21 protein-coding genes and 1 pseudogene are annotated in these 18,923 nt (G+C 62.4%); 20 read left to right on the plus strand and 2 right to left on the minus strand.

Features of this window, described 5'->3' with window-relative positions:
- The first annotated feature begins 209 nt into the window (after positions 1 to 209).
- Positions 210 to 473 carry a DUF2933 domain-containing protein gene (locus A0U87_RS04485; RefSeq protein ID WP_137405243.1) on the plus strand — a complete coding sequence of 88 codons (264 nt, stop codon included), beginning with the start codon at positions 210 to 212 and terminating at the stop codon, positions 471 to 473.
- Positions 470 to 1,150, plus strand: a complete 681-nt coding sequence (locus A0U87_RS04490; RefSeq protein WP_004212753.1) for an isoprenylcysteine carboxylmethyltransferase family protein — start codon at positions 470 to 472, stop codon at positions 1,148 to 1,150. Before A0U87_RS04485 ends, A0U87_RS04490 begins: the two co-directional genes overlap by 4 nt.
- A gap of 109 nt (positions 1,151 to 1,259) precedes the next feature.
- Here the strand turns inward: A0U87_RS04490 and A0U87_RS04495 are convergent, their stop codons facing one another.
- Complete coding sequence (locus A0U87_RS04495; protein ID WP_004212754.1) at positions 1,260 to 1,829, minus strand: hypothetical protein; 570 nt, start codon at positions 1,827 to 1,829, stop codon at positions 1,260 to 1,262.
- Between the two features lie 221 nt (positions 1,830 to 2,050).
- On the opposite strand from A0U87_RS04495, the gene A0U87_RS04500 reads away from it, so the two are divergent.
- A complete protein-coding gene (locus A0U87_RS04500) occupies positions 2,051 to 2,812 on the plus strand; it encodes a LuxR family transcriptional regulator (protein ID WP_137405244.1) in 762 nt (253 codons plus the stop codon).
- 13 nt (positions 2,813 to 2,825) lie between these two features.
- Complete coding sequence (locus tag A0U87_RS04505) at positions 2,826 to 3,203, plus strand: autoinducer binding domain-containing protein (RefSeq protein ID WP_230588645.1); 378 nt, start codon at positions 2,826 to 2,828, stop codon at positions 3,201 to 3,203.
- Between the two features lie 128 nt (positions 3,204 to 3,331).
- Here A0U87_RS04505 and A0U87_RS26620 read toward each other — a convergent pair whose 3' ends face one another.
- A complete protein-coding gene (locus A0U87_RS26620; protein ID WP_240700501.1) occupies positions 3,332 to 3,502 on the minus strand; it encodes a hypothetical protein in 171 nt (56 codons plus the stop codon).
- 162 nt (positions 3,503 to 3,664) lie between these two features.
- On the opposite strand from A0U87_RS26620, the gene A0U87_RS04510 reads away from it, so the two are divergent.
- From A0U87_RS04510 to A0U87_RS04590, 16 genes and pseudogenes are all read left to right on the plus strand, one after another.
- Positions 3,665 to 4,507 carry a hypothetical protein gene (locus tag A0U87_RS04510; RefSeq protein ID WP_004212757.1) on the plus strand — a complete coding sequence of 281 codons (843 nt, stop codon included), beginning with the start codon at positions 3,665 to 3,667 and terminating at the stop codon, positions 4,505 to 4,507.
- A gap of 348 nt (positions 4,508 to 4,855) precedes the next feature.
- On the plus strand, positions 4,856 to 5,614 hold the full coding sequence (locus tag A0U87_RS04515; RefSeq protein ID WP_137405245.1) for an autoinducer binding domain-containing protein: 759 nt from the start codon (positions 4,856 to 4,858) through the stop codon (positions 5,612 to 5,614).
- Between the two features lie 374 nt (positions 5,615 to 5,988).
- Positions 5,989 to 6,351 carry a hypothetical protein gene (locus A0U87_RS04520; protein ID WP_004212759.1) on the plus strand — a complete coding sequence of 121 codons (363 nt, stop codon included), beginning with the start codon at positions 5,989 to 5,991 and terminating at the stop codon, positions 6,349 to 6,351.
- A gap of 17 nt (positions 6,352 to 6,368) precedes the next feature.
- The gene (locus A0U87_RS04525; RefSeq protein ID WP_230588647.1) at positions 6,369 to 7,016 is read left to right on the plus strand and encodes a lytic transglycosylase domain-containing protein; all 648 of its coding nucleotides are present in this window, start codon (positions 6,369 to 6,371) and stop codon (positions 7,014 to 7,016) included.
- The gene (locus A0U87_RS04530; protein ID WP_004212761.1) at positions 7,013 to 7,354 is read left to right on the plus strand and encodes a TrbC/VirB2 family protein; all 342 of its coding nucleotides are present in this window, start codon (positions 7,013 to 7,015) and stop codon (positions 7,352 to 7,354) included. The genes A0U87_RS04525 and A0U87_RS04530 overlap by 4 nt, the downstream gene beginning before the upstream one ends.
- Complete coding sequence (locus tag A0U87_RS04535; protein WP_170978356.1) at positions 7,347 to 7,700, plus strand: VirB3 family type IV secretion system protein; 354 nt, start codon at positions 7,347 to 7,349, stop codon at positions 7,698 to 7,700. Before A0U87_RS04530 ends, A0U87_RS04535 begins: the two co-directional genes overlap by 8 nt.
- On the plus strand, positions 7,693 to 10,104 hold the full coding sequence (locus A0U87_RS04540; protein WP_037512064.1) for a VirB4 family type IV secretion/conjugal transfer ATPase: 2,412 nt from the start codon (positions 7,693 to 7,695) through the stop codon (positions 10,102 to 10,104). The genes A0U87_RS04535 and A0U87_RS04540 overlap by 8 nt, the downstream gene beginning before the upstream one ends.
- A gap of 4 nt (positions 10,105 to 10,108) precedes the next feature.
- On the plus strand, positions 10,109 to 10,819 hold the full coding sequence (locus A0U87_RS04545; protein WP_004212766.1) for a type IV secretion system protein: 711 nt from the start codon (positions 10,109 to 10,111) through the stop codon (positions 10,817 to 10,819).
- The gene (locus A0U87_RS04550) at positions 10,816 to 11,061 is read left to right on the plus strand and encodes an EexN family lipoprotein (RefSeq protein WP_080604529.1); all 246 of its coding nucleotides are present in this window, start codon (positions 10,816 to 10,818) and stop codon (positions 11,059 to 11,061) included. Before A0U87_RS04545 ends, A0U87_RS04550 begins: the two co-directional genes overlap by 4 nt.
- Complete coding sequence (locus A0U87_RS04555) at positions 11,061 to 12,005, plus strand: type IV secretion system protein (protein WP_137405246.1); 945 nt, start codon at positions 11,061 to 11,063, stop codon at positions 12,003 to 12,005. Before A0U87_RS04550 ends, A0U87_RS04555 begins: the two co-directional genes overlap by 1 nt.
- 340 nt (positions 12,006 to 12,345) lie before the next feature.
- Positions 12,346 to 13,035: a type IV secretion system protein gene (locus A0U87_RS04565; RefSeq protein WP_004212771.1), complete on the plus strand. Its 690-nt coding sequence runs from the start codon at positions 12,346 to 12,348 to the stop codon at positions 13,033 to 13,035.
- 23 nt (positions 13,036 to 13,058) lie between these two features.
- Positions 13,059 to 13,889 (plus strand): P-type conjugative transfer protein VirB9, encoded by an 831-nt coding sequence (gene virB9 / locus A0U87_RS04570; protein WP_037512078.1) that lies wholly within the window; start codon positions 13,059 to 13,061, stop codon positions 13,887 to 13,889.
- Positions 13,890 to 13,894: 5 nt separating this feature from the next.
- The gene (gene virB10, locus A0U87_RS04575) at positions 13,895 to 15,133 is read left to right on the plus strand and encodes a type IV secretion system protein VirB10 (RefSeq protein WP_037512079.1); all 1,239 of its coding nucleotides are present in this window, start codon (positions 13,895 to 13,897) and stop codon (positions 15,131 to 15,133) included.
- On the plus strand, positions 15,130 to 16,134 hold the full coding sequence (virB11, locus tag A0U87_RS04580; RefSeq protein ID WP_137405247.1) for a P-type DNA transfer ATPase VirB11: 1,005 nt from the start codon (positions 15,130 to 15,132) through the stop codon (positions 16,132 to 16,134). Before virB10 ends, virB11 begins: the two co-directional genes overlap by 4 nt.
- A pseudogene (locus A0U87_RS04585) lies at positions 16,100 to 17,975 on the plus strand (type IV secretory system conjugative DNA transfer family protein). The gene virB11 and the pseudogene A0U87_RS04585 overlap by 35 nt, the downstream one beginning before the upstream one ends.
- On the plus strand, positions 17,965 to 18,894 hold the full coding sequence (locus A0U87_RS04590; RefSeq protein ID WP_004212779.1) for an LPD7 domain-containing protein: 930 nt from the start codon (positions 17,965 to 17,967) through the stop codon (positions 18,892 to 18,894). The pseudogene A0U87_RS04585 and the gene A0U87_RS04590 overlap by 11 nt, the downstream one beginning before the upstream one ends.
- Positions 18,895 to 18,923: the final 29 nt, after the last annotated feature.

Raw genomic sequence — 18,923 nt, forward strand, 5'->3', positions numbered from 1 at the left:
TTGGTTCGCGGACGCCGCACGCCTATACGCAAAATCCGCAGCACGACTGCTGCTCCCCGACAGCTGCGTCGCCCGAACGCCGATGGCCGATCCCATCGATCGCCTTACCCATGCCTGCGCGATGCCCGGGGGACTTCGGTCTCTACTTATACCTTGCTCCTTGGACTCGAGCCTATGCTGCCCGGACGTTGACCAGAAGAGGACGGCATATGGGCGAACATGACCATCGCATGCGCAAGCGCGGCAAGATCGTTCTGATCGGCTTCCTGCTCGTCGCTAGCTTCTTCCTCCTCAACGAGTATACCGCGCACTTCCTGGGTGTGCTGCCCTATCTCATCCTGCTCGCCTGCCCGCTCATGCACCTGTTCATGCACCGCAGCCATGGTGGGCATCAGCATGGCCATGAGCCCGGTCAGGCACCCGCCGGCTTACCGGCCAATCCCAACGGCCGCATCGAAGGAGAGTCGCGATGACGCACGCCGACTATGGCTATGGTCTGTGGGGGCTCGCGCTGGTTAACGCCGCCGTTTTCATCCTCTTTGCGTTCAGCTTCTTCAAGCCGGCAACTAAACGAGACTGGCGCAGTTTGGGGGCGTTCAGCGCTTTCATCATAGCGCTCTTCGCGGAAATGTATGGCTTCCCGCTCACGATCTTCGTGCTTTCGGGGTGGCTCCAGTCGTATTTCCCCGCTGTCGACTGGTGGAGCCACGATGCTGGACATCTCCTGGAGATGATGTTCGGCTGGCGAGTTAATCCCCATTACGGTCCATTCCACATCGCCAGCTTTGTGCTGATCGGCGTGGGTTACTGGCTGATCTCGGTTGCATGGACGGCCCTTCACTTGAGTCAGCGCAAACACCAATTGGCCCTTACTGGGATTTATGCCCGGATCCGGCACCCGCAATATGTCGGCTTCATTCTCGTCATGCTCGGCTTTTTGCTACAATGGCCGACCCTTTTGACCCTTGCTATGTTTCCGGTGCTCGTCGTGATGTATATTCGGCTGGCTCGGCATGAGGAAAAGGAGGCGCTAGCCAGCTTCGGCGAGGTTTACCGCGATTATATGGCTCGCGTGCCCGGCTTCATTCCGAATCTGACAATCCATTCGCGTCGAAGAAGGCCATGGCGATCCTTTGACGGGAATGGCTGATGTAATTGCCGGCAAGGTCAATGCTGACGTTCTGACTGGCCTTATTATTCGGACATCGTTACCCGACCTCACAGCACACTACTGCAGCAACCCCGGTTCGACTGCGCAATCATCTTGGGAGGGCAAGTTCGCCTTGCACGGGCAGATTCGGTGTGGAGCTGATGCCCGGCACTAGACGCAGAGCATCGCCGATCAAGGTATAGACGGCGTGGCGCTGGCCGCCACGGTTCCGATGGTCGACGCGATAGCCCTGATAATGTCGGCGGAGCAGGCCTGCATTCACCAGTTCGGAAACGGCGCGACTGAGATTACTCTTGCCGGCTGTGCGAATGCGTGCCCGCATTTCCTCCGCGATCACGCCGCGCCTTTTCTCCAGATCGCCGGGGAGCAGTCCGTTTCTAGCGAGGTCGCTCTCGACCCGCTCGGCCAGCGTAATGCTGCGCGGACCACGCTGGGCCATCGGGGTCAATGCGTCGCATAGCCAATCGCGCAGGGAAACGAGCCCATCGTTCCGCCTGACCCAGGGACCGGCGCTTCCATCTGGCCCCGCCACCTGGGCGATCAGGTTGAGCAGCATGAAGGCATAACGGGGCCGGCTCGATACGGTCGCCAGCGTCTCGAGCACGGCCGCGACATCACAGCCAATGGAGGGTTCAAGAGGCTTGCCTGCATGAAACATAACATGATGGAATCAAGCACAAAGCAGGATCAATGTGAATCCCAAATCGGCGGCCGCAGACGGGTTGTCAGCTATGACACTTTGCCGGCGGATAAAGTGTCATAGGCGATCCATTCTAATCGTAGATTGTTGCGAATCGTTCTCAACTCATCCTGATAATCATGGCGCTCGCCGCTTAGGTCTGGACGAGCCGTCTCCTCGCGGACGAGCTTCCGTCGCCTATGGCGAACAGGATAAAAGACTGCGGCCGCCTTGATGATCTCACGCGCTTTGCGGCGGACTGTCAGCGTGCTGAAACCCTTGGCGATTTACATGGCACGATCGATGCCGCCGTGCGCGATCTTGGCTTCCGCTGGTTCACGCTGCTTCACAATATCGACCTTCGGCGCGGAGGCGAGCAAAGCCTGTTCCTCACAACCTATCCATCGGCCTGGCTCGAGGAAGTTCTCGAAGAACGCCATTATCTCGAAGATCCGTTCCATGCGGCCTGCGCTCGCACCCCGTCAGGGCTCGCCTGGGACCGGATCGGCGACGTGCTGGAGCTCACGCCGCGCCAGCGAAGCATCCTCGACCGCGCCAGGGACCATGACCTTGCGTCCGGCTACAGTTTGCCAATCCGGACCCCGGGGGAACCCGAGGCGATCTTTACCGCCGCCCGATCGCGCGACGAGCCGCTCAGCGCAGAGGAGGTTCTGACCGCCCGTCTGCTCGGCTCGGTCGCTTATGATCGGGCGCGCGAGCTGCTTGGCGAAAGGGCAGGGCCATTGGCCAGCGTCCCTCTCAGCCCTCGCCAGGTCGAATGCATCGCGCTCGTCGCGCAAGGCAAAAGCGACTGGGAGATCGGCCAGATCCTCGGCCTCAGCCGCGACACCGTGCACGAATATGTTGAATCGGCCCGCAGGCGTTATGGCGTGCGACGACGCACGCAGCTGGTGCTGCGCGCGGTTCGCGATGGTCATCTCAACATGGAAGCGCTGCTCTGATCTCGCCGGCCATATGATGATCGGGCTTGGGCAAGTTCAGGATTTCTGCGCTGTCGCTGGCGCGATCAAGGACGCTACGGCCTTGTCTGACCTGATGGCCGAAATCACGAAGGCCATGGGCTTTCGGCACTATGCCCTGGTCCATCATGTCGACCTGAAGCCTGCGGTTCGCTCGGTCCACATCGTCGACTATCCGCAAGACTGGGTGGAGCGCTTCCAGGCGAGACGCCTCTATGCGAGCGACCCGATCCACCGCGCCAGCCATCGCACCAATGTGGGCTTTGCCTGGTCGGCGGTTCAGTCGATCATCTCTCTGACGGCCGCCGATCGCTCGATCCTGGCAGAAGCCTACGAGGCCTCACCTCAAGATTTGTTCGCCAGACAACGCTAAGCTGGAAATACTGAGAACATCCTAGGCGACGAGCCGAAGTCTGCCGTTCGGACATTGGCAATCCCAACATTACTGGCGAGCCGCCCGAAGGACAGACCTACACTCGCGGCACGCCGAACGTCTGGGCCTCACCAGCGGTCGATGAACAGCTCGGGCTGATCTACCTGCCGACGGGCAACAGCACGCCGGACTTCTGGGGTGGCGAGCGGACTGCGATCGAGGACGCGCGTTCGTCCTCCGTCGTTGCTCTCGATCTCAAGACGGGTCGTGAACGGTGGGCCTTCCAGACCACGCATCATGATCTTTGGGACTATGACGTCCCCGCTCAGCCTACGCTTTACGATATTCCGAACGGAAAGGGCGGCACCACGCCTGCGCTGATCCAGGTCACCAAGCGCGGCCAGATCTTCGTCCTCGATCGGCGTACCGGCCGACCGGTAGCGCCGGTCGAGGAGCGTCGCGTGCCCAAGGGTTCGATCCCCGGCGAGCGCTATTCGCCGACCCAGCCTTATTCGACTGGCATGCCTGTCATTGGTGCTGATCCTCTGAGCGAGCGCCGGATGTGGGGCGTGAGCATGTTCGACCAGCTCTGGTGTCGCGTTGCTTTCCGCAAGCTGCGCTATGAAGGTGACATGACACCGCCGTCGCTCGAAGGCACGCTGCAGTGGCCGGGCTTCTACGGCGGCATGAATTGGGGGTCGGCCAGCGTCAATCGCACCAACGACTATCTGATCGTGAATGACATCCGCCTTGCGCAAATCCTGCGTCTTGTTCCCAGAGCGGAAACCGACCGCATCCTGGGTGAGCCGAAGGTCGAAGGTGGTGCGGGACACGACGGGATCAACCCGCAAGCCGGTGCGCCCTACGGTGCGCTTCTCACCGGGTTTATGTCGCCGCTTGGCGTGCCGTGTCAGAATCCTCCGTTCGGGACCATGACCGCGATCGATCTCAAGACGCGCGCGATCGTCTGGCAAAAGCCCTTGGGCACGACCCAGGACACAGGTCCGCTTGGCATCAAGACGCATCTGCGTATCCCGATCGGAACGCCGACGCTGTCGGGCGCACTGACCACCGGATCGGGCCTGATCTTCTACACCGGGACCACCGACTATTACCTGCGGGCGATCGACGTGCGCACCGGCAAGGAGCTGCTGGCGAAGCGGATGCCCGTTGGTGGACAGGCAACGCCGATGACCTTCGTCTCTCCAAAGACGAAGAAGCAATATGTCGTTGTGACGGCGGGCGGCGCGCGGCAATCGCTTGACCGCGGTGACCTTGTCATCGCCTACAAGCTGCCGGACTGAGGCACTTGAAGGTCTGCGGCGGCAAAAGCCATTGCCGCCGCAGACCTAACATATTGATTTATTTAACATAATTGTTATTATCGAACCGGTTGAGGGTCAACGGCTGGGGATGGTGAAACCTGCCGGGATCTCCAAGGCTGGTGGCCCAACGCAGGCTTCCAGCGCGGTGGCTGAGCCAGCAGAAAAATACGCCGCGTGTTGCTTGTTTGTTTCAGAAAGGGAGAGCCTATTTCCGGATCGCCTGACTGACACCACAATATCTCAGGCAGCACGCATCTGATCGCAAATATCAGTAAACTCACCGATTTTGGGCTAGACGTCGTCTATCCGTCCGTCGAGCCTGAATTCATGCAGGGCACGCGCGACATCGGCCGCTTGGCGACTATCGGCGCCTTCGAGCAGAGTTCAAAACTGGCGACAACGCTCGACCAACTTTCAAACCTCGTGGACGCAATTGTCAGGGACTTTGGTTTCCGCTGGTTTGCCCTCCTGCATAATGTCGATCTGGTACAACGCAGCAAGAATGCGCTGATGCTGACGACATATCCTGTCAAATGGCTCGACGAAGTGATCGAGACCAGGCTCTACCTCGATGATCCGGTCCACGCTGCCGTGGGCAAAACGCCGTCCGGGCTGAACTGGAACCAGATCGGGGAATTCATCGATCCCAGCACCCGCCAGATTGCTACATTGGCAAAGGGGCGCGATCACGGGCTGCGCCAGGGCTTCACTATGCCGATCCGCATGGCTGATGAGCCCGACGCGCTTTTCTCTGTTGCACGCGCAAACGATGACGAAATTTCGGGAGAGGATGCTCTTGCCGCCCGCTTGATCGGCACGATCGCTTTTGATCGCGGTCGCGCGATCCTCGGAGAGGAGCGTCTGAGCTATGAACCGGTGCCGCTCAGCCCCCGACAGATCGACTGCATCGCGCTCGTCGGACAGGGTAAAAGCGATTGGGAGGCAGCCCAGATACTCGGGCTCAGCCGCGACACTGTGCATGAATATGTCGAGGGCGCACGGCGGCGCTATGGTGTGCGGCGGCGGACCCAGCTTGTGCTGCGCGTGGTGCGAGACGGGCATCTCAATATCGACGCAATGCTGTAACCAGTAGCGTCGCAACCCGAACACTACCCCCTCGTCATCACCGAGAAGCCGCGAGCGATGCTCGACTGATCGAGCAGTAACTGTCCTCTATCATCGCGTCCCCCACATCTGAATGATTACGCCGACGAAGGCCCCTCACCCTCGTCGGAATGCTCAATTCTGCTGTCGATAAAGTCAGGTCCAACTGGGCATGCGTCGTGCGCGGCCTTGTGGCTTTCCTACAGTCCGTCGGATGAACCAGAGCCAGGTGCCACCTCGTTCCCCCTAAGTGGGGGGATTGCGTCAAACGGCGCTAAACGGCTCAAAAGTAGCGCGACTTTCATTCAAATAAGCCGCTGTCCTTGCCCTGCACTGACAGCGGCATGGAGGCAAGCATGCTGCATAGGCGTCACGCCATCATCGCATCCGCCATGGCACTGTGCATGCCCGCAACACCAGCGCAGGCCAATGATCTGGGCTGCCAGGTGTTGCTTTGCCTCTCAAACCCCGGCGGGGCGACGCAATATGGTGCTTGCGTCCCGCCAATGGTGAAGCTCTGGGAACGACTTGCCCTGGGCGGTTCATTCCCCGGCTGCTCTGGCGGGGGCGTTGCCAAGACCAAGGTCTATGATCGCAACTCGGCGACGCGACGCCGCGTGGTCATGACCTTCGCCGACGGCCGCCAGACGACCTACTCGCTCGCCAATATAGAGCGCTTGCCCCAAGCCGCCATCGAACCGGGAACGACGCCCCGATGATGCTCGAGCTTGCAGCCGTGGTCGCGCTCGCGCGGCAATGCGCGCCCACGGTCGCGGCAGAAACTCTCGTCTCGCTGGTTTACACCGAAAGTCATTTCGATCCCTATGCCATCGGCGTGAACGCCAAGGGCGTCGCGGCGCCGAAGGTGTCCGATCGCGCGTCGGCCATCGCGTCCGCCCGGTCGCTGATCGCGCGCGGCTACAATATCGATCTCGGCCTTGGCCAGATCAACAGCGCGAATCTCAAGCCGTTGAACCTGTCGATCGAGGACGCTTTCGAACCGTGCCGAAACCTCGCCGCATCGGCACGCGTGCTCGCCGAGAATTACACCAGTGTGGCGAAGTCCAGCCGCTCCACCGAGGATGCGATCGCCACGGCCATGTCCATGTATAATACCGGCAACCGCTGGAAGGGTTTTGCCAATGGCTATGTCGGCAAGGTCTACGCCTCGTCGAGCAGCATCATACCGCAAATCCGGCAACGTGCAGGCATTGCCATGGCAGACGCGCCGATAGCGAAAGCGGCACAGAGCCCGGCTCCTACCCCCTCGCCAGTAGCGGATCCACCCGATCAAAGCTGGAACACCTCGGCCGTCGCGCAAACTGCGACGCTGATGGTGTTCGGCTCGTCTCAAACCGCCCCATTGAAAGGACAGCCCGAATGATCGCCACACCGCCCTTGCCTGCTGCTGCGCACTCCGCGTCTGCGCGATCATTCTCCCAGTATTTCACGCTGCTTTTAGCGGCGGTTCTCGTCTCGCTTGTGCTGACAGACCCGGCCTATGCGCAGGCCGCCGACGGCATCACCTCCATGGCGGACAACATCAAGACCTGGCTGACCGGCACGTTTGCGAAGACGATCGCGGTGATCGCGGTGGTCATCGTGGGCTTCATGTTCTTCACTGGCCGCGCCAGCCTCGGTCTTCTCGTCACCGTCATCGTCGGCATCTTCATCGTGTTCAGCGCGCAGTGGATCGTCGACACCATCACCGGCGGTGCGTGAGGCCATCATGGTCAACGACGACAAGCTGCGTGAAGAAACGCTCTTCCTGGCAGTGACGCGGCCGACGATGTGGATGGGCGTTCCGATCGAAGCGTCGCTGCCTATCGCACTCGCATCCTGCCTGACCCTCATCATAAGCGGCAATCCGCTCTACGCTTTGGCACTCGCAGGCGCGTTTCTTGCGATCGCCCGCCTGATCGTCCGCCACGACGCCAATGCCTTCCGGCTGCTGTGGCTTTGGACGATGACGAAGGCGCGATGCCGCAACCGCGGTTGGTGGGGTGGCAGTTCCTACTCTCCCCTCCCCACTCAGGGCGCACGCCGAAAGGGCTTTCTGCATGGCTAGTCGTGCCTTCTCGCGCGATGCGGCGCGTACTCCGTGGCGCATCCTCAAGAACGAGGCGGATCCTGCGCGCTATCTGCCTTATGCGCGGCACGTCGATGCGCAGGTGATCGCGCTCGACGGGCGCGACCTGATGATGATGTTCAGGCTGGACGGCATCGCCTTCGAGACAGCCGATCCCGCTCAGCTGAACGACTGGCATGAGAAGCTCAACGGGACGTTGCGCAACATCGCCGACGATCGTCTCGCGATCTGGACGCATATCGTGCGCCGCCCGGTCACCGACTATCCCGAGGGCGAGTTTCGCTCTACGTTCGCCGCCGATCTCGATGCCAAATATCGCGCGCGGGTCACCGCTAAGCGCATGTTCGTCAACGAGCTCTATCTGACGCTGGTGATGCGCCCGTCCGTTGGCTCGGCCGACCGCACAGGGGTCTTGCTGCGTCGCCTGTCCAGTGCCCGCAAAGAGGGAACCGAGGTCGACGAGGACGAGCTCGTTCGTTTCGAGGACAAGGCGCGCGATATAGAGAAGCTGCTCGCGCGTTGCAGGCCACAGCGACTGGGTTTGTACGAACATCGCGGCCTCATGTTCTCGCAGCCGCTCGAGGTGCTGGAACTCGTCATGATGGGGCGCGCGACGCGCGTCCCGCTTGTTCGTGGTCATCTGGGATCGGCGATCTACGGCGAAAGGGTGATCTTCGGCCGCGAGACGGTCGAGGTTCGCGCCCATGCCGATAGCCGCTTCGTCGGCCTGTTCGGTATCCGCGAATATCCGGCCATGACGCGACCGGGGCAGGTCAACGCGCTTCTCTCGCAGGATTTCGCGTTCGTCGTCACCCAGTCCTTCGCGTTCATGGGCAAGGCGCGTGCGTCCGAGCGACTGCGCAGGCGCCAGAACCAGATGGCATCGACCGAAGATGCGGCAGCGAGCCAGGCGCTCGAGCTCGCCGATGCCGCCGATGATCTGCAGAGCAATCGGTTCGTGCTGGGCGAGCATCACTTCTCGCTCGCCGTGTTCAGCGAAGACCAGAAGCGGCTCGCCGAAAATCTCTCGACGGCGCGCGCCGCGCTGGCCGATGCCGGCCTGGTTTCAGCACGCGAGGGACCAGCGCTGGAGGCCGCCTTCTGGTCGCAGTTGCCGGGAAATTTTGCCTGGCGCGCCCGACCTGCCGCCATCACGTCGCGCAACTTCGCCGCCCTGTCACCCTTCCACACCTTCCCTGCCGGTCGGGCCGATGGCAATCATTGGGGCGCTGCGATCGCACTGATGAAGACCGCAGCCCAGTCGCCCTATTATTTCAATTTCCACGTCAACGATCTCGGCCACACGCTGATCATCGGCCCGTCGGGTGGCGGTAAGACCGTGGTGCAGAATTTCCTGATGGCGCAGCTCGAGAAGACCGGCGCCCAGCAGATCTTTATCGACAAGGACCGGGGCGCGGAAATCTATGTACGCGCATCGGGCGGCACCTATCTTGCCCTGCGCAATGGCGTGCCGACCGGCTTCGCGCCCCTGCGTGCGCTCGATCAGTCACCGGGCAACATCACGTTCCTTGGTCGACTGATACGCCAACTGGTCACGCCCGTTGGTGGCCAGCTCGGTGTCATGCAGGAGCGCATGATCGACGATGGCATCCTATCGATCGGCCGATTGCCCCCCGAAGAGCGATCGATCCTCGCCTTGCGGCAATTGCTGGGGCAGCGCGATCCCGAGGGCATCGGCGCGCGTCTCGAGAAATGGGCGCGCGGCGGCGCGTTGGGCTGGGTGTTCGACAATAACGCAGACGAACTGACGCTCGAAGCGCGGTTCATCGGCTTCGACATGACTGATTTCCTCGACAATGCCGAGATCCGCACGCCGCTCATGATGTATATGTTCCACCGCATCGACGCGCTGCTCGACGGCCGCAGACTGGTGATCGACATCGACGAATTCTGGAAAGCGCTCGGCGATGAAGCCTTCCGCGCGTTCGCGCAGGATGGTCTGAAAACCTACCGTAAGCAGAACGCCTTTCTGGTGTTCGGCACGCAAAGCCCGGCCGACGCGCTGCGCTCCGACATTTCCCACAGCATCATGGAACAGGTCGCGACCAAGATCCTGCTGCCCAACCCCTATGGCCGGGAGTCCGACTATATCGATGGCCTCGGCCTCACCCGCGCCGAGTTCAAGCTGATCCGCAGCGATCTGATCCCCGAGAGCCGGCGCTTCCTCATCAAACAAGGCCATGACTCGATCGTCGTCGAGCTTGATCTCGCCGGTCTTGGTGACGAGCTTGCGGTGCTCTCCGGCACCACGGCGACGGTTGGAATTCTTGACGCAGTGCGCCGCGAACATGGTGACGATCCGGCGCGTTGGTTGCCCATTTTTCACGAGCAGCGGGCGACCGCGAACAGAAGGAAAGGATAGAAAGATGAGAGCTTTTTCGATCCTCGCGATTGGCGGTTTGCTGGCGCTGAGCACCCCGGCCAGCGCTCAGGGCATCCCCGTCTACGATTCCAACACCTTCCTCCAGACCCTTTCGACCGTGAAGAACACGCTCGCGATGATCGAGCAGGGCAAGGCGCAGATCGCGCAGGCGACCGATATGTTCGACAGCGTCAACAAGCTGACCAACGTCAACAAGATTGCCAGTTCGCTCAGCACCGACGCTGTCCGGCATCTTCTGCCGAGCGAGGCTCGCGACATTCAGCGATTGATGTCGTCGGATATGAGCGGCTTGGGCAGTCTTGCCAGCTCGGCCAACCGCATCCGTTCGGCCAACCGGGTCGATCTCCCCGATTTACGGCCGGATGCGACCGCTTACGAGCGCTCCGGCCGTGACACCATTTTGCGCAATGGGGATCTGGCATCGCGGGATGCGGCTATTGCCGAGGCAGCCTATGGTGTGACCGCTCAGCGTACGGCCGGTCTGGAGGAGCTGCGCACTTCGCTCGATTCAGCGTCCGACGCCAAGGATGTGATGGATATCCAGGCCCGCGTCGGTGTCGAGAATGCGCATATCCAGAATGATTCCGTCCAGCTTCAAGCGCTAGCGATGCGACAGCGAGCCGAACAAGACATTCGGTCGCAACAGGAAAGCGAAAGAATTCTGGCGTCAAAGCTCGGGAGCCTCAAGCCATGAAGCCCCTTGCATCCGTCTTGGTAGTCTTGTCGCTGCCTATGCTGCTCCTCGCGTGCCAGCAGCCTCCAAGGGGAAAGGAATATTTGAAGTCGCATCCTGAAGAACTCGCCGAAGTGCTGAAAAGTTGCGCAGATGGGACCCATCCCGACCCTCAGGAGTGCTCGAACGCTCAAAGCGTGAGAACCTTGGACTTGAAGCTACGTTCGCTATCGCCTCGTCCAGGAAAATCGGACGTTCGGTAATGGAGGACGGTCTCTTCACGACGCTCTATGTTAGCATCGACGGCAAGCTCGATCTGTTCCTCAACGAGCGCCTGACCAACGTCATCGAGGTCGTGCGCGGCCCGCTGGCGCTCGGGCTAGTCATCTATATCGCCCTGTTCGGCTACATGGTCATGCGCGGGATCGTGAGCGAGCCATGGGGCGAACTCTTCTACCGAATGGTGAAGCTCTGCCTGCTATACCTCGCGGCCACGACCGTGGCGTATTCGGAATGGATTACAACCCCCCTCTTCCACGGGATGCCCGACGCTATTTCGCAAGCCCTCGCGGGGCGTACAGTGACCAGTGTCGGAAACGTCTTTGATGATTATTATGGTCAGGCTGATGCGATCATTGCGCGGATTGAGACCGAAGCCGCGACATACAGTGACATTAATCCATATAAACTTGTACTCTATACCCTAAGTCTAGGCCTGAAGGCTTTGGCCGGTCTATCGGCTGCGATTGGGTTTTCCATCACCGTATTCGCCAAGGTTGCGCTTGCGATCATCGTTGCGCTTGGGCCGATATTTATCGCCCTATCTCTATTCGAAACAACACGCCGCTTCTTCCATGGATGGCTGGGGCAGGCTTTTAACTACATCGTTCTGATGGCAGTGATCATCGCAATTACGGCGCTGATTACCGATCTCGGCGCACTCGCCATAACCTCCTCAGAAGGTGTGGCCGATGCGGCACTCGGCGCAATCATGTTCGCCGTCTATATCTTCCTCGGCACGATCTTCTTTTTCCAGGCGCCGTCGATCGCGACCGGCATAGCCGGCGGCGCGGCCGCAGGTGTCGGCGCATTCGCGGGTTCGGCGTGGAGCACCATGGCCGCGCCCTTCCAGCAGCGCCGAATCTCCCGAAACAGCCGCAATCTCGAACGTGCCGCGCAACGCGGCGGCACGGTGAGCCGCGCATGATGATCATGAGGAATACGCCAATGTCCAAACCGCTGACGACACGCATCCTCCAGGGCGTCGCGCTCCTCGCCGCTGTCGCACCGATGGCCACACATGGCGCGTCGGGACCCAAGAAGCTGCCAATCTGCAACGGCAGGCATCTACGCGACGCCAATGTCTACGGCAGCGTGCTGCCCGGCTCGCCTGTCCCAGCGGTCGTCGCGCCCCCTGCCCCGCCCCCGGTGCCGCAGGTCAAACCGCCGGCCGGTGGATCGCCGCCACCGCCGGTCCCAGCCTCCGCGCCGCCGCCCGACAAGATTTCGTCGCGAGATCAGACCACCACTTATGGGAGCTGTTGATCATGCGGCGTCAAAGCGAGGGCGTGCCAGCAAGCGACGCCGAACTCTATTTCGGCCATGCACGCTCATGGGACCAGGATCGTCAGCGCAAGTCGCTGCGCTCGGAACGGATCGCCTGGGGCGTCGCCGTCCTCGCATTGCTGGCATGCACGGCCGAGGCACTGGCGCTGGCAGGCCTCGCGCCGCTCAAGACGGTCATGCCCTATATCATCCGGGTCAACCAGACGACGGGCGCGGTCGATGTGCAGACGGCCCTCACCCAGCAGCCGATGCGCTACGACGAAGCCGTCACTAAATTCTTCCTCGCACAATATGTCCGGGCACGCGAGAGCTGGCTGCCGGCGGCGGCCGAAGAGAATTTCCGGGCGGTGGCGATCCTGTCCGAGCCGGGTGAACAGCAGCGCTGGGGCCGGTTTTTCAACGACGACAACCCGTCGAGTCCGCAGGTGACATGGGGCAAGGGAGCGACGGTCCAGGCCCGTGTTCGCAACATCAGCTTCATCAACGACCGCGTCGCCAATGTCCGGTTCACCCGCACGGTCCAGACCGACACGAACATCCAGAACAGCGACTGGATCGCGACCATCACCTTTCGCTACACCAATGCCCCGATGGCGGAGGGCGATCGCTATCGCAATCCGCTCGGCTTCCAGGTCGAGAATTATCGAGCCGATCCGGAGGTGGTCCGGTGAAGCGGCTCCTGACCCTTGCAGCAATGTGCCTCCTCGGTGCCCAGCCCGCTCTGGCCGAGGACACACCTCGCGGCGGACCGGCCGACCCGCGGGTCAAATTCGTCGATTATCAGGAGACGCAGGTCTACCGGATTGTCGGCACCTTCCGCACGGCGACCCAGATCGTGCTCGGCGACGGCGAGACGATCGAGCATGTGGCCCTTGGCGACACCGTGTCATGGGAAGTGGCCGTTGCCGGACATATCCTCTTTCTCAAGCCGCGCGAGCGCGCTGGCCCCACCAACCTCATCGTCACCACCAACCACGGCGGAGAACTGCGCAACTATGCGTTCGAGCTGACCACCCGGCGCGGCGCGATCAGCAGCGCAAGTTCGGATGCCTTCTTCCAGGTGCGCTTCCGCTATCCCCGCGATGAGGCGGAACGCGCAGCCCGGATGCAAGCCGCGCAGGAAGCCCAGCGCGTCGCTGCGATGCAGGCAAGCGCAGTGCGCGGCGCACTCGACCACGGCGTCATCGAAGGTCCGCGCAATCTCAACTACAAGGTCCAGGGCTCAAGCGCGCTGCAGCCCTCCGAGATCTCGGACAACGGCAAGTTCACGGTGCTCCGCTTCCCGGGCAATCATGAAATTCCCGCCATCTACATGGTGCGCCCGGATGGGTCGGAAACGCTCGTCCCGTTCGACGTCCGCGATGAATTCGTGGTCGTTCACCTCGTGGCGACCCAGCTCCGGCTGCGGCGCAATCGCGAGGTGCTGTGCATCTATAACCAGGCGCCGACACCCTATGGTCTCGACGCCGGCACCAACACGGCATCGTCGCATGTCGACCGCACCGTACAGGACCCGAAGGAGTGAGCGCGATGGACGAAACCGCGTCGGACGATCGCCGCCCGATCACTGGAGATCCTACGCCCGAGCGCGACGAGATCCTGCGCGACCGGGGTATCGATCCCATCGGCGGCATGACGCCGGCGAAGCGCAACACCGCGCTAATCTTCGCCGGCACCGCGATGGTGCTCGGTATCTTGTGGGTCAATTCAGGCCCGAGCGGGAAACCGGCGGCCAACCTGATGGCGAAGCCCGAAGCCACCGCCAAGCGCACGGACCTGTCGGCACGCGAAACTGTCGCCTATGACGCGGTCGCGGCGCGACCCAAGCCTCTTGGCGCCCCGCAGTCCGATCCCAATGCGCCGGTCCTCAACCCCGGGCCGGATGGCCAGGTGGTCGGATCCGACGGGCAGATCGTGCCGGCGATGCAGCCTGGCGCTACGCCTGCGCCTTCGGCGCAGAACAATCGTCAGAACATCGCCGAACAGGCCCGGCGCTCGACACTGATTGCCTATGGCGGGCGATCCCAGGGGCTCGCGACGTCGGCACCGGACGGTACTGGCAGTGGCAGGCCGGGTTCTCTTATGGCGCCCGGGGAGGATGTCGACGGCCAGCCACAGCGCGGCGCGCCCAATGCACTGGATGCGCTTCGGCAAAGTTCGCCAATCGGCGAGGCACGCGCCTCGATGCTGCCTAATCGCAACTATCTCGTCACCGCCGGCACCTTGATCCCGTGCGTTCTTCAGACAGCGATGAATTCCGCCCAGCCCGGCTACACATCGTGCCTTATCCCGCGCGATGTCTATTCCGAGAATGGGCGCGTCGTCCTCATGGAAAAGGGCACCAAGGTCGTCGGCGAATATCATGGCGGGATCCAGCAAGGTCAGAACCGCCTGTTCGTGCTGTGGACCCGCGCGGTCACACCGCAAGGGGTGCGCATCGACCTCGCATCGCCAGGTTCGGACGCATTGGGCCGGGCCGGGATCGCAGGCTCGGTCGATACCTTCTTCTGGGCACGGTTCGGCAGCGCGCTCCTGCTCTCGCTGGTCGACGATGGCGCCTATATCGCCGGCCAGGCGGTCGCCAATGGCAACAATAATTTCAACAACACCACGCGGGCGCCGAGCGAAGGCGCGAGCATCGCCCTTCAGAACAGCATCAACATCCGACCCGTGCTCAAGAAGAACCAGGGCGAGGAAGTCGGCATCTTCGTCGCCAAGGATTTCAATTTCGCGGACGTCTACAATCTCGAGCTGCGGCGCGAGAAATGAGCGACACGGCGGTCCTCCGGCATTTTCTCAATCCGATCATGCCGCTGCTGGAGCCTGCCGAGGTGACCGAGCTCGTCATCAACCGGCCGGGTGAGGTCGGCATCGAGGATCATCGCGGCTGGCATTGGCATGATGTCGCCGAACTCGACAGCGAGTGGCTGGCGACGCTGGCTGTCGCGGCGGCCAGCTTCACGCGCCAGGACATCAATGCCGAGACGCCGATCTGCTCGACGATCCTGCCCGGCGGCGAACGCTGCCAGATCGTGATCCCCTCGGTCACTCCAACGGGATCGCCCTCCTTCACCATCCGCAAGCCATCGCGGGTGAACCTTGCAGTCGACCAGCTTGCCCAGGCCGGCCTGTTCGCCGGCACGCGCGCCGCAGCGCGGGGTCTGACCGACGTCGACGCGAAGATGGTCGCGATGCGGGACGCCGGCGACTGGCCGGCTTTCTTCAGAACCGCGGTGGCGGCGCGCAAGAATATCCTGGTGAGCGGCGCGACCGGATCGGGGAAGACCACCTTTGCCAAGGCGCTGATCCAGCTCATCCCGCGCGACGAGCGTCTGCTGACGATCGAGGACACACGCGAGCTTGTCGTCGACCACCGCAATGTCGTCCACATGGTCTATTCGAGCGAGCGACAGGGGCTGGCCAAGGTCGGACCCAAGCAGCTTCTCGAGAGCGCATTGCGCATGCGCCCCGATCGCATCCTGCTGCAGGAACTGCGTGACGGCACCGCCTTCTTCTACCTGCGCAATGTCAACTCAGGTCACCCAGGTTCGATCACGACGGTCCACGCTGGGTCCGCGATGGGCGCGTTCGAGCAGCTGACCCTGCTCGTCAAGGAATCCGAAGGCGGTTGCGATCTGGCGCGCGACGACATTCGCGGGCTGCTGCGCATGCTGGTCGATGTCGTCGTCCAGACCCGCAAGCGAGACGGAAAATTCGAAGTCGAGGAGGTGCATTTTGACCCGGCTGTCGCAAGCCAGTCCTCTCACTAAGGTCGCGCTTGTCGGCGGCGCTCTGTTGGGAGCGGCGCTCGCATGCGCGCTTTGCGCGATATTGGTGGCGCTGATCGGGCTGAAGCAGATCGGACCGAACATGCAGGTGACGGCACTGCCGTCGTGGCTGTGGTATTATCGCGCCGACCCGCTTCTCCATCTTTGGCTGCAGCGCGGCGCGATGGTGAGCGGTGCGATCGCCTTCATCATCCTGCTCGTCATTCTCAAGCGCGGTCGATCCCTGCACGGTGAGGCGCGCTTTGCGCGCGAAAGCGAGATCAGGCGCGAGCAGCTCCGCGCAAAGTCGGGCATCATCGTCGGCCAGAAAGGCGGTCGCTATCTGGTGTTCGGCGGGACCGAGCATGTCCTGCTCGAAGCCCCGACCCGGGCCGGTCCACCTGTTCGATCCTCTCGACCCCGAAGGCCGCACCGCGCGCTACAATCCGCTGAGCTATATTGATCGGCTCGACGACATAGACGTCGTCAACGAACTCCAGAAGATCGGCGGGATGCTGTTCCCGTCGCCTGAGAAGGCGGATCCGTTCTGGGCCGAGGCAGCGCGCGCCGCCTTTGTCGGCGTCGGGGCGCTTGTCGCCGCCAATCCTGCCTTGCCCTTCACGATCGGCGAGATCTACCGCCGCATGACGACTGGCGACCCGAAGGTCGAATTGCCCAAGGTGGTCGAAGAGGCGCAGCAGCGCGGGCAGCGGCTGAGCCAGGCCTGTGTGTCGGCCCTGAGCGATTTCACCTCCGCGTCCGACAATACTTTTTCCGGGATCAAGCAGACGATCACGTCCAAACTGAACCTGTGGCTCAACCCGTTCGTCGATGCCGCGACCTCGGAGACCGATTTTGATCTGCGGCAGGTTCGCCGGGAGCGCATGTCGATCTATCTTGGGGTGTCGCCGGACAATATCGACCGCATCGCGCCGGTCTATAATCTCTTCCTCCAGCAGCTGATCGACCTCAACACGCGAGAGTTGCCGGCGACGGGCGGGAACGTGCCAGTGCTGGTCTTGCTCGATGAGTTCGCCCGGCTCGGCAAGGCCCCCGTCATAGCGTCGGCTTTCTCCTATGTGGCAGGCTATGGCCTGCGCCTGCTGCCCGTGATCCAGAGCCGTTCGCAGCCACGCGCGCTCTACGGCCCAGACGTCACCGATGAGATCATCGCAAACTGCGGCCTTGAAGTGGTCTTCACGCCAAAGGAGCTGAAGGTCGCCAATGAACTGTCCGAGCGGCTCGGTTTTTTCACGATGAACGTGAAATCGAAGAGCCGCACGATCCACGGGATGCTCGCCAATCGCAGCATTTCGGAGAGCGACCAGCGCCGCGCGCTGATGATGCCGCAGGAACTGATGCAGATGCCCAAGGGCGATCTGCTGCTTCTGCGGGGCGGCATTCCGCCAGTCCGCGGCCGCAAGATCGAATTTTTCCGGTCGCGCCGGTTCACCGATCGGATTTGCGACCCGCCAAAGGTTGCGCCCCGCCTCGTTCGCCTGCCGACGCCCAAACCCGTGGCGGCGGCGATCATCGGCGCGGGCTCGGATGTGCTCGCCCAAGCGATCGAAGCCAAGCGCGCCGCTCTGCACCCATCTGCCCCGCCTGCTGAAAAGGAGCCTGTCGTGACCAGAATGTTGAGCGCCGACGAACTGTCGGGCACGGTCGAGATAACCGACGACATGCTCGTGCTTGGCGAATTGGAGGAATTGCCGGCGCCGGGCGACGAAGAAGCCGCGCTGGCCTTCGTCATGGCGATGGCGGCGCGCGCGGCGGTCGAACCCGAGGAGGATCAGGAGATGGCGGATACATTAGCAGACGGCAGGCAGCATCATGGCCGCTGAGAGCAAGGCGAGCGCGCCGCGGCGCCGAACAAACGGCATCGCGATCGACGACAAGACGGTGAGCAAGGCGGTCGGCACCAAAGATCGGTCGGACCCTGTCGAACCCGAGATTGCGATTGCCCCGACACCTCCCGTCAAGGCGGATGCCAGGCAGGCGCCTACGGCCCCGTCGGTCGTAGCGGGCGATCTGCCCGAGGCAGTGCGCAAACGCTATTATGCCGACAAGGCGAAATGGTCGGGCGATCCGGCCTATTTCACCTCGGCCGACGCGAAGGATCCCGCGTTTCGCGATCAGGGACGGCGGCTGCTGACGGCCAATGAGAGCCAGGAAGTCGTCAAGGACATGGTGGCGATCGCGCAGCATCGTGGATGGGACCGCATCCATATCACCGGATCCGAGACCTTTCGTCGGGCGGCCTGGCTCGAGGCTTCGCGAAACGGCCTCGAAGTCCGGGGCTATAAGCCCAATGAGCGCGACCTGCAGGAGCTTGATCGCGTGCGCGGCGAGGCGAGCAAGAACAGCATCGCGCCGATAACGTCGCGGGATGCCGCCGAGAGCAGAGACCCCGCGCCGGCCCGCCGGTCGTCGACGCAGGGTCAGGCGGATCGCGCGCCGCCGCGCGGATCGGACCGGAGCCTGCCGAACGATCGCGCGATCGACAGCCAGTTGCGGGTCATGGAAGCGGTCGTGCAGCGCACCCTGTTCGACAATCCCGAGGCGATCATGCGGGTCATGGGGGTCGCCCGGGCGCAGCTTCAGGCGCATGTCGCAGCGGGGCGCACCATAAAGCCTGCCGAAGTCCGGGATCGGGGTCCGTCGGTGCAGCGAAGCGTGGAGCCTGCCGCGGCGCCCGCGCGCGGCGCGACAGTACGGCCTGGCCGCGAGCATAAACCGCCGGAACGCAATCGGGCCCGCTGACGCTGCGTATCGATTGGTTCATCAATCGC

The sequence above is a fragment of the Sphingobium sp. MP9-4 genome, from assembly GCF_005281675.1.
Taxonomy (GTDB): Bacteria; Pseudomonadota; Alphaproteobacteria; order Sphingomonadales; family Sphingomonadaceae; genus Sphingobium; species Sphingobium yanoikuyae.

What these genes read in the sequence shown, in the direction of transcription:
- A0U87_RS04485 (WP_137405243.1), top strand. Translation starts at nt 210, where the DNA reads ATGGGCGAACATGACCATCGCATGCGCAAGCGCGGCAAGATCGTTCTG.
- A0U87_RS04490 (WP_004212753.1), top strand. Translation starts at nt 470, where the DNA reads ATGACGCACGCCGACTATGGCTATGGTCTGTGGGGGCTCGCGCTGGTT.
- A0U87_RS04495 (WP_004212754.1), bottom strand. Translation starts at nt 1,829, where the DNA reads ATGTTTCATGCAGGCAAGCCTCTTGAACCCTCCATTGGCTGTGATGTC.
- A0U87_RS04500 (WP_137405244.1), top strand. Translation starts at nt 2,051, where the DNA reads ATGGCGAACAGGATAAAAGACTGCGGCCGCCTTGATGATCTCACGCGC.
- A0U87_RS04505 (WP_230588645.1), top strand. Translation starts at nt 2,826, where the DNA reads ATGATGATCGGGCTTGGGCAAGTTCAGGATTTCTGCGCTGTCGCTGGC.
- A0U87_RS26620 (WP_240700501.1), bottom strand. Translation starts at nt 3,502, where the DNA reads ATGATGCGTGGTCTGGAAGGCCCACCGTTCACGACCCGTCTTGAGATC.
- A0U87_RS04515 (WP_137405245.1), top strand. Translation starts at nt 4,856, where the DNA reads ATGCAGGGCACGCGCGACATCGGCCGCTTGGCGACTATCGGCGCCTTC.
- A0U87_RS04520 (WP_004212759.1), top strand. Translation starts at nt 5,989, where the DNA reads ATGCTGCATAGGCGTCACGCCATCATCGCATCCGCCATGGCACTGTGC.
- A0U87_RS04530 (WP_004212761.1), top strand. Translation starts at nt 7,013, where the DNA reads ATGATCGCCACACCGCCCTTGCCTGCTGCTGCGCACTCCGCGTCTGCG.
- A0U87_RS04540 (WP_037512064.1), top strand. Translation starts at nt 7,693, where the DNA reads ATGGCTAGTCGTGCCTTCTCGCGCGATGCGGCGCGTACTCCGTGGCGC.
- A0U87_RS04545 (WP_004212766.1), top strand. Translation starts at nt 10,109, where the DNA reads ATGAGAGCTTTTTCGATCCTCGCGATTGGCGGTTTGCTGGCGCTGAGC.
- A0U87_RS04550 (WP_080604529.1), top strand. Translation starts at nt 10,816, where the DNA reads ATGAAGCCCCTTGCATCCGTCTTGGTAGTCTTGTCGCTGCCTATGCTG.
- A0U87_RS04555 (WP_137405246.1), top strand. Translation starts at nt 11,061, where the DNA reads ATGGAGGACGGTCTCTTCACGACGCTCTATGTTAGCATCGACGGCAAG.
- A0U87_RS04565 (WP_004212771.1), top strand. Translation starts at nt 12,346, where the DNA reads ATGCGGCGTCAAAGCGAGGGCGTGCCAGCAAGCGACGCCGAACTCTAT.
- virB9 (WP_037512078.1), top strand. Translation starts at nt 13,059, where the DNA reads ATGTGCCTCCTCGGTGCCCAGCCCGCTCTGGCCGAGGACACACCTCGC.
- virB10 (WP_037512079.1), top strand. Translation starts at nt 13,895, where the DNA reads ATGGACGAAACCGCGTCGGACGATCGCCGCCCGATCACTGGAGATCCT.
- virB11 (WP_137405247.1), top strand. Translation starts at nt 15,130, where the DNA reads ATGAGCGACACGGCGGTCCTCCGGCATTTTCTCAATCCGATCATGCCG.
- A0U87_RS04590 (WP_004212779.1), top strand. Translation starts at nt 17,965, where the DNA reads ATGGCCGCTGAGAGCAAGGCGAGCGCGCCGCGGCGCCGAACAAACGGC.